Here is a 7500-nt window from a genome sequence, read left to right as displayed (position 1 = left end):
GCCCCGTGCTGGACGGCCGCCGGAGCTGCGTCGGCGGGGCACTGGTGGCGGACCGGCTGGCCGTACGGGCCGTGCGCGCCGACACCGGCGAACCGGTGGCCGTGGTCGTCGACCCGGCCCGTCCCGGCGTGCGCATCGGCGGCGGCACGGACACCTTCGGACAACGCCTGGCGGCCGGCGGCAGCGTGGAGTTCGACGCGGTGGCGCTCGCCCCGGACGACGTGCTCGGCTCCCTGTCCACCGACGAGGACGTCCTCGTCCCGCCTGCCGCGCCGGCGTCGTCCGTCGGGCGGCTGCTCTCCGCACAGGTGCGGCTCGGCCTGGCCGAGGGGGTGCTCGCCGAGGCCCGCGAGTACGGCAGGGCCCGCCCGTCCCGCTGGCACACCGGCACCTGGCCCGACCACACCGCCGCCGACCCGCAGGCACTGACCGTCTACGGCGAACTCACCGTCCTCACCCGGTCCGCCGCGGCCCTCGCGGACCAGGCGGTCGACGCGGTCGAGGCCGGGCTGGCGCGCGGCGGCGACCTCAGCCACGAGGACTGCGCGGAGATGTCCGTCCTGGTGGCCATGGCGGAGGCCGCGGCGTCCTGGGCCGCCCAGGAGTGCACGGCCCGTGCCCTGGACGTCGTCGGCGTCCGGTCCGCCGCCGCGGGGCTCGGCTTCGACCGGTTCTGGCGCAACGCCCGCACCCACACGCTGTACGAGCCCGTCGCGCACCGGCTCCGGGACGTCGGCGACTACTTCTTGAACGGCGCGCACCCTCCGTTCGACCTGCCCGCCTGACCCGCGCCGCTCCCGCGCGCGTCCGGCGACCCGGCGGGCGGGCCGGCGGCGCAGGTGCGGGATAATGCGTCCATGCGGATCTCAGCCAGGGCGGACTACGCGGTGCGGGCGGCACTCCAGCTCGCCGCGTCCCCCGACGGCGGCCCGCTGAAGGCGGAGGCCATCGCCGACGCGCAGGAGATTCCGCACAAGTTCCTGGAAGGCATCCTCAACGACATGCGCCGGGGCGGGCTGGTGCTGAGCCGGCGCGGCGGCAACGGAGGGTACCGGCTGGCCCGGCCCGCCGGGGAGATCAGCATCGCCGACGTCATACGCGTGGTGGACGGCCCCCTGGTGTCGGTGCGCGGGGTGCGCCCGCCCGACCTCTCCTACACCGGTCCCGCCCGGTCGCTGCTCCCGCTGTGGATCGCGCTGCGGTCCAACGTCCGCGAAATCCTCGAAGGCGTCACGCTGGCCGACGTCGCGGCAGCCGAACTGCCGGACTCCGTATCGGCGTTGACCGACGCGCCCGACGCCTGGGTGAACCCCTGACCGCACCTGCCGCCCCCTCACGCGTACCGGATCGTGAGATGGCGTCATCCACGATGTGAACACCCTCTTGGGGTGGGCGCCCCCTTCTGCCACGATCCCTAGCAACCAGGTAGGAAAACTAGGAATCGGGGGGTGGCCGGTCGTGACCGCGTTCGATCATTCTTCCCGGCTGCTGCTCCTGCTCACGTCGCGCCGCCACATCGACTTCGGCCGCACGTCCAGCGCCATCTGTCGCGGGGCCTGAGCCCGCCGCCCGCCTCCGCGGGCCCGCCGTACCCGCGCCGCGGGGACCGCTTCCGCGTCCCCGGGCGCCCCGCACGCCCGCGCCGCTCCTCCCCCGCCACCGGGGCCGGAGCCCCGGCGGGCGGCTCCTTCCTCCGGCTCCGCTGCCGTCCCGGAACCCGCGACGACCGCTCGCGCGGGGCCGGGTGACGCCGGCCGGACCGTCCGTACTGCCCGGATCACCCTTCCCGAGAGGACACCTCCGTGTCTGCCGCACGACCTCGCGCCCTCCTGCGTGCCCTCGCCGCCACCGCGGCCCTCCCCCTGCTGCTCACCGCCTGCGGCTACGGTTCCGAATCCACCGACGACGACAAGACGTCCCGGGTCGCGGCGGGCGCCGAGAAGCTGTCCGCCGACCAGGTGCGGATCGGCTACTTCCCCAACCTCACGCACGCCACCGCTCTGGTGGGCGTCCAGGAGGGGTTGTTCCAGAAGGAGTTGGGCGGCACCACGATCAAGGCCTCGACGTTCAACGCGGGCCCCTCGGAGATCGAGGCCCTCAACTCCGGCTCCATCGACATCGGCTGGATCGGCCCGTCGCCCGCCATCAACGGCTACACCAAGTCCGGCGGCAGGAACCTGCGCATCATCGGCGGTTCGGCGTCCGGGGGCGTGAAGCTGGTCGTCGACCCGGACCGGATCAAGTCCGAGGACGACCTGAAGGGCAAGCGGATCGCGACCCCTCAGCTCGGCAACACCCAGGACATCGCGTTCCTCAACTGGATCGCCGAGAAGGGCTGGAAGGTCGACCCGCAGAGCGGCGCGGGGGACGTGTCCGTGGTCCGCTCCGACAACAAGGTGACACCGGACGCCTACAAGGCCGGCTCGATCGACGGCGCCTGGGTCCCGGAACCGACCGCATCCCGCCTCGTCGCCCAGGGCGCCGAAGTCCTCCTGGACGAGGCCGACCTGTGGCCGGACAAGAAGTTCGTCATCACGAACATCATCGTGTCCCAGAAGTTCCTCACGCAGCACCCGGACGTCGTCGAGGCGGTCCTGCGCGGCTCGGTGCGCACCAACGAGTGGATCAACGCCAACCCCGAGAAGGCCAGGGCGTCGGCGAACACCGCCCTGGAGAAGCTGACCGGCAAGGCGCTGCCCGCGGACGTCATCGAGCCGGCCTGGCCGTCGATCACCTTCCTGGACGACCCGCTGGCCGCCACCCTCGACACCCAGGCCGGGTACGCGGTGAAGGCCGGGCTGCTCAAGGAGCCCCGGCTGAAGGGCATCTACGACCTCGGCCCGCTGAACAAGGTCCTGCGCGCCGACGGCAAGGAGGCGGTCGACGACGCCGGTCTCGGCGTCGGGTAGCCGGCGCGGCCCGTCCCGGCGGCGCGTGAGCGCCCCGGGACGGGTGCGGCCGGCCGGGGACCCCGCCCGAGGGCGGGGTCAGTCGCGTTTGGCGACGGTCAGCACCACGGCGGCGTCCTCGACCGCCTCCAGGCCGTGACGGGCGTCGGGCACCACGATCAGGTCGCCGTCGCGGCCCTCCCAGGAGTCGTCGCCGCTGGTGAGCCGGACCCGCCCGCGCAGGACCAGCAGGGTGGCCTCGCCGGGGTTCTCGTGTTCGGCCAGGGACGTGCCCGCGGTCAGTGCGAGGAGGGTCTGCCGCAGCACGTGCTCGTGTCCGCCGTACACGGTGGTGGCGCTGCGGCCGTTGGCGGTGGCGGCGGCCCGTTCGAGGTGTTCCCGGGCGAGGGCGTCGAGGGAGAGTTTCTGCATGGGCCCAGTCTCCCCGCTCGGGCGGCCCGGACGAAGGGTGCCATGACCGGACGCGTGCGCCCGTCCGGGGGAACGGCGCTCGTGAGGAGTGGGCGCCCTCGCGTGCGTCCGCCCCGCGGCCCGTGCCCGGCCCGGCACGCAGGGGCCCGGGGCCGTGGCTGCCGACCGGCCCGTGCACCCGCCGTCCGGGCCCCTTCACCGGAGCGGAAGCGAGGCGTCAACCGCCCGTGGGAACAGGCTTGCTGACGTCAGTTCACGTGTTCGGCCGATGATACGATCACCGCGTTTGCGGAGCGGGCGGATGGGCGAAAGCCGACATCTCCCCTGCTGGGACGGCCCGGGCGGCAACCCCGGCGGGCGGTCCGCGACCGCCCGCAGTGACGGGACAATCAGCAAGCCGGCTGTCAGTCGCCTGAAGAGAGTCTTATGACGGAATACACAGGGAACCCACTGCTCTGGGCTCTCCTCGTCGCCCTCGTCGGCACCATCTCCCTCATCGTCCGTCAGCGCCGGCACGCGCGTGCGCTGCGACAGGAGATCCAGGGCCTGAGGGATCATTACGCGGAGCTCGAGAGCGACTACGGAAAATCGGTGCAGGCCGCGCAGGAGCGGGCCGAGGAGGAGACCAAGACCGTTCTGAAGTCCGCGATGCGGACACTCCAGGGCCTGGCCGCCGAACAGCAGCTCGTGCTCTCCCGGTTGCAGAGCAAGTACGGCGACTCGGCGATGCTGCAGGACCTGTTGGAGATCGACCACACCAACTCGCAGTTCGGGCGCCGCGCCCAGTCCATCGCGGTGCTCTGCGACGGCTGGCTCGGCGGCCGCCGCGACACCGCGTCGGTGTACGACGTGGTCCGCAGCGCCCAGGGCCGCATCCGGCACTTCCGGCGGGTGGAGATCCTCTCCCAGGTGGACTTCGGCATCACCAGCCGGGCGGTCGAGCCCGCGGCGCTGGCCCTGGCCGAGCTGCTCGACAACGCGACCAGCTACTCGAGCCCGGACACCATCGTCGAGATCAACATCCGGACCGTGCCGAAGGGCATCTGCGTGGTCGTCGACGACGCCGGTGTCGGCATGAGCGAGGAGGAGCGCGCCCGCGCCCAGAAGCTGCTCTCCAGCGAACGCGCGTCCAGCGTGGCGGGGCTCGGCAATCCGCCGCAGTTCGGCTTCGCGGTGATCGGCGTGCTGTGCGAACGCTTCGGATTCGAGGTGTCGGTGGACTCCTCCTCACCCTACGGAGGCGTGCGCGCGGTGGTCCTGCTCCCGCACGAGCTGCTCACGGCCATGCCGGAGCGGAAGGCGCCCGCGCCCGCCGCACGGCCCGCCGCGAACGGTCCCGACGACGGGCCGGAGCCCTCGCCGGCCGTCCCGGCGTCGACCGTGGACGGCCTGCCCCGGCGTCGCCGCAAGCGGCCGATGGCGATCGTGCCCGGCACCGCGTCGGCACCGCGTCCCGCGGGCCGCTCCGACTCCGAACAGGCGCAGGTCATGGGCGCCTTCCAGCGGGGCACCCAGTCCGGCCGGGTCACACAGCCGGAGGCCGGGGACCAGACGAGCAGCACCCCTGGTGCACGCAGCGAAGGACATGATGTCTCGTGAACGACGACCTGTCATGGATGCTCGACAGCGCCCTGGAGATTCCCGGGGCCCTGCACGCGGTCCTGATCTCCGCCGACGGCCTGCTGATGGCCCGGACGAAGGACTTCGACAAGGATGACGCGGACCGGGTCGCCGCCGCGATGAGCGGTGTGCAGTCGCTCAGCCGCACCCTCGGCTTCTTCTGCGAGGACCCCCAGCACCGCTGGCGGCAGACCCTGGTCGAGTTCGACGGCGGCTGGGTGTTCCTGATATCCGCCGGCGACGGCGCCTACCTCGGCGTGTCCGCCTCCCCGGACGTCGACATGGCGGACATCACCTTCCGGATGCAGCAGCTCGTCGCCCAGCTCGGCAAGCAGCTGACGACGCCGCCGCGCGAGAACCTCGGCGTCCGCTCATGACCGGTCATGACGGGTGGGAGCCGGAGGCCGCGGAATTAGTACGGCCGTACGTCATCACCAGGGGCCGGGACCTGCCGGACGAGCAGCAGCTCTCCCTCATCACCCTGGTGACGGCGTCGCCGGAGCACGCGCAGCGGCCGACCCGGCTGTCCCCGGAGGAGCAGAGTCTGCTGGACATCTGCTCCGCCGGCTACCTCTCGGTGGCCGAGCTGGCCGGGCACACCGGGCTGCCGCTGGGGGTCGTGCGGATCCTGCTGGCCTCCCTGACGGAGGGCGGCTACCTCATCACCCGACCGCCGGTGGCGCGGGCACGCCTCGCCGACCGGGAGATCCTGGAGGAGGTGCTCAATGGTCTCCGCGCCAAGTTTGGGTGAGCAGGCCTACGTCCGCGGCGGGGCGACCCAGACCGCGGTGAAGATCCTGGTGGTCGGGCACTTCGCGGTGGGCAAGACGACGTTCATCGGCTCGATCTCCGAGATCGAGCCGCTGTCCACCGAGGAGACGATGACCCGGGCCGCCGAGGCGGTCGACGACCTCAAGGGCGTCCAGGGCAAGACCACCACCACGGTGGCCATGGACTTCGGCCGGCTCACCATCAGCGAGCGGGTCGTGCTGTACCTGTTCGGCACCCCGGGCCAGCAGCGGTTCGTGCAGATGTGGGAGGACATGGCGCGCGGCGCGCTCGGCGCGCTGGTGCTGGTCGACCCCGAGCGGCTGGCGGACTCCTTCGCGGTGATCGACCTCATCGAGCAGTACGGGCTCGACTACGCCATCGCCGTCAACCACTTCGACGGCGCGCCGCCCCGCGACGAACGGGCCCTGCGCGAGGCACTGGACCTGCTCGACGACACCCCCGTCGTCACCTGTGACGCGCGCGACGAGAAGTCCTCGGCCGACGCCCTGACCACACTGGTCCGCTACCTGCTGGACCGCGCCCACTAGGACTGGAAGCACACATGGACGCTGACGACACCACCCCGGTGCCCCCGCCCGGGTGCCCGGCCCACGGCTCGGGGGGCCGGGTGCCGCTGTACGGACCGGAGTTCGCCGCGGACCCGCAGGCGTACTACGGGTTCCTGCGGCACTACGGCCCCGCCGCCCCGGTCGAGCTGGCGCCGGGGGTGGAGGCGACCCTGGTCACGGACTACGCCGCGGCCCTTCAGCTGTTGCAGGACTCCGGCACCTTCCGCAAGGACGCGCGCCGCTGGCGGGCCTTCAACGAGGGCAAGGTCGGACCGGACAGTCCGGTCGCCCCGCTGCTGGCCTACCGGCCCAACTGCATGTTCGCCGACGGCGCCGACCACCTGAGGCTCCGCCAGGCGGTCACCGACAGCATGGCCCGGGTGGACACCCGGCGGCTGAGCCACAGCACCGAGCAGATCTCCGGCTACCTCATCTCCCAGTTCAGTGCCCGGGGTTCGGCGGACCTGCTGGGCGACTACGCCAAGCAGCTGCCGCTGTTCGTGTTCAACGAACTCTTCGGCTGCCCGGCCGACATCGGCGACCGGGTGCTGTTCGGCATCTCCGGGATGTTCGACGGCGTCAACGCCGACAAGGCCACCGCGGTGCTGTTCCAGGCGGTGGGCGAGCTGGTGGCCCTCAAGCGGAGCCGTCCCGGCGAGGACGTCACCTCGTGGCTGATGCAGCATCAGGCGGGCCTGTCCGACGAGGAGATGGTCCACCAGCTGGCGCTGCTGCTGGGGGCGGGCGCCGAACCGCTGCGCAACCTGATCGGCAACACGCTGCACCGGCTCCTCACCCACGACCGGTACGCCCGCGAGGGCGGCCTGATCGACGAGGCCCTCGACGACACGCTGTGGGAGAACCCTCCCATGTCGAACTACGCGCCGCACTACCCGGCCGCCGACACGGAGTTCGCCGGTCAGCAGCTCCAGGCCGGTGACCTGGTGCTGGTCAGTTTCGCCGCGGCCAACACCGGCCCGGCGCTCCAGGCGTCCCGGCAGTCGGGCAGCAACCGGGCCCACCTGGCGTGGAGTGCGGGACCGCACGCCTGCCCTTCCAAGGAACCGGCCCGGCACATCACCGTCACCGCCATCGAGAACCTGCTCAACCAGCTCCCCGACGTGCGGCTCGCGGTGCCGGAGGACAGCCTGTCCTGGCGCCACGGACCCTTCCACCGGGCGCTGTCCGCGCTGCCGGCCCGCTTCACCCCGGTGCAGCCG

General features: G+C 72.4%; 9 protein-coding genes. 8 read left to right on the top strand and 1 reads right to left on the bottom strand.

The window, feature by feature from the left end:
- The 3 genes from G3I53_RS14045 to G3I53_RS14035 all read left to right on the top strand — a co-directional run.
- Positions 1-785 (top strand): acyl-CoA dehydrogenase family protein (locus G3I53_RS14045; RefSeq protein ID WP_275406500.1); only part of this gene is annotated, 785 nt, incomplete at its 5' end.
- Positions 786-857: 72 nt separating this feature from the next.
- Positions 858-1316, top strand: coding sequence for an Rrf2 family transcriptional regulator (locus G3I53_RS14040; protein WP_164333950.1), 459 nt, complete (start codon positions 858-860; stop codon positions 1314-1316).
- A gap of 486 nt (positions 1317-1802) precedes the next feature.
- Entirely contained in the window at positions 1803-2909 is a 1107-nt protein-coding gene (locus G3I53_RS14035; protein ID WP_164332443.1) for an ABC transporter substrate-binding protein, read from the top strand.
- Between the two features lie 78 nt (positions 2910-2987).
- Here the strand turns inward: G3I53_RS14035 and G3I53_RS14030 are convergent, their stop codons facing one another.
- Positions 2988-3320: a cupin domain-containing protein gene (locus G3I53_RS14030; RefSeq protein WP_164332442.1), complete on the bottom strand. Its 333-nt coding sequence runs from the start codon at positions 3318-3320 to the stop codon at positions 2988-2990.
- Positions 3321-3746: 426 nt separating this feature from the next.
- Here G3I53_RS14030 and G3I53_RS14025 point away from each other — a divergent pair, with 426 nt between their 5' ends.
- The 5 genes from G3I53_RS14025 to G3I53_RS14005 all read left to right on the top strand — a co-directional run.
- Positions 3747-4919 carry an ATP-binding protein gene (locus tag G3I53_RS14025; RefSeq protein WP_164332441.1) on the top strand — a complete coding sequence of 391 codons (1173 nt, stop codon included), beginning with the start codon at positions 3747-3749 and terminating at the stop codon, positions 4917-4919.
- Positions 4916-5317: a roadblock/LC7 domain-containing protein gene (locus G3I53_RS14020; RefSeq protein ID WP_164332440.1), complete on the top strand. Its 402-nt coding sequence runs from the start codon at positions 4916-4918 to the stop codon at positions 5315-5317. Before G3I53_RS14025 ends, G3I53_RS14020 begins: the two co-directional genes overlap by 4 nt.
- The gene (locus tag G3I53_RS14015; protein WP_164332439.1) at positions 5314-5691 is read left to right on the top strand and encodes a DUF742 domain-containing protein; all 378 of its coding nucleotides are present in this window, start codon (positions 5314-5316) and stop codon (positions 5689-5691) included. Before G3I53_RS14020 ends, G3I53_RS14015 begins: the two co-directional genes overlap by 4 nt.
- The gene (locus tag G3I53_RS14010; protein ID WP_164332438.1) at positions 5666-6259 is read left to right on the top strand and encodes an ATP/GTP-binding protein; all 594 of its coding nucleotides are present in this window, start codon (positions 5666-5668) and stop codon (positions 6257-6259) included. Before G3I53_RS14015 ends, G3I53_RS14010 begins: the two co-directional genes overlap by 26 nt.
- Positions 6260-6273: 14 nt before the next feature.
- Positions 6274-7500 (top strand): cytochrome P450 (locus G3I53_RS14005; protein ID WP_164438389.1); only part of this gene is annotated, 1227 nt, incomplete at its 3' end.

Source organism: Streptomyces sp. SID14436 (genome assembly GCF_010548465.1).
Taxonomy (GTDB): domain Bacteria; phylum Actinomycetota; class Actinomycetes; order Streptomycetales; family Streptomycetaceae; genus Streptomyces.
The sequence above is the reverse complement of the archived record's forward strand: the minus strand, read 5'-3'. Positions and strand labels throughout refer to the sequence as shown.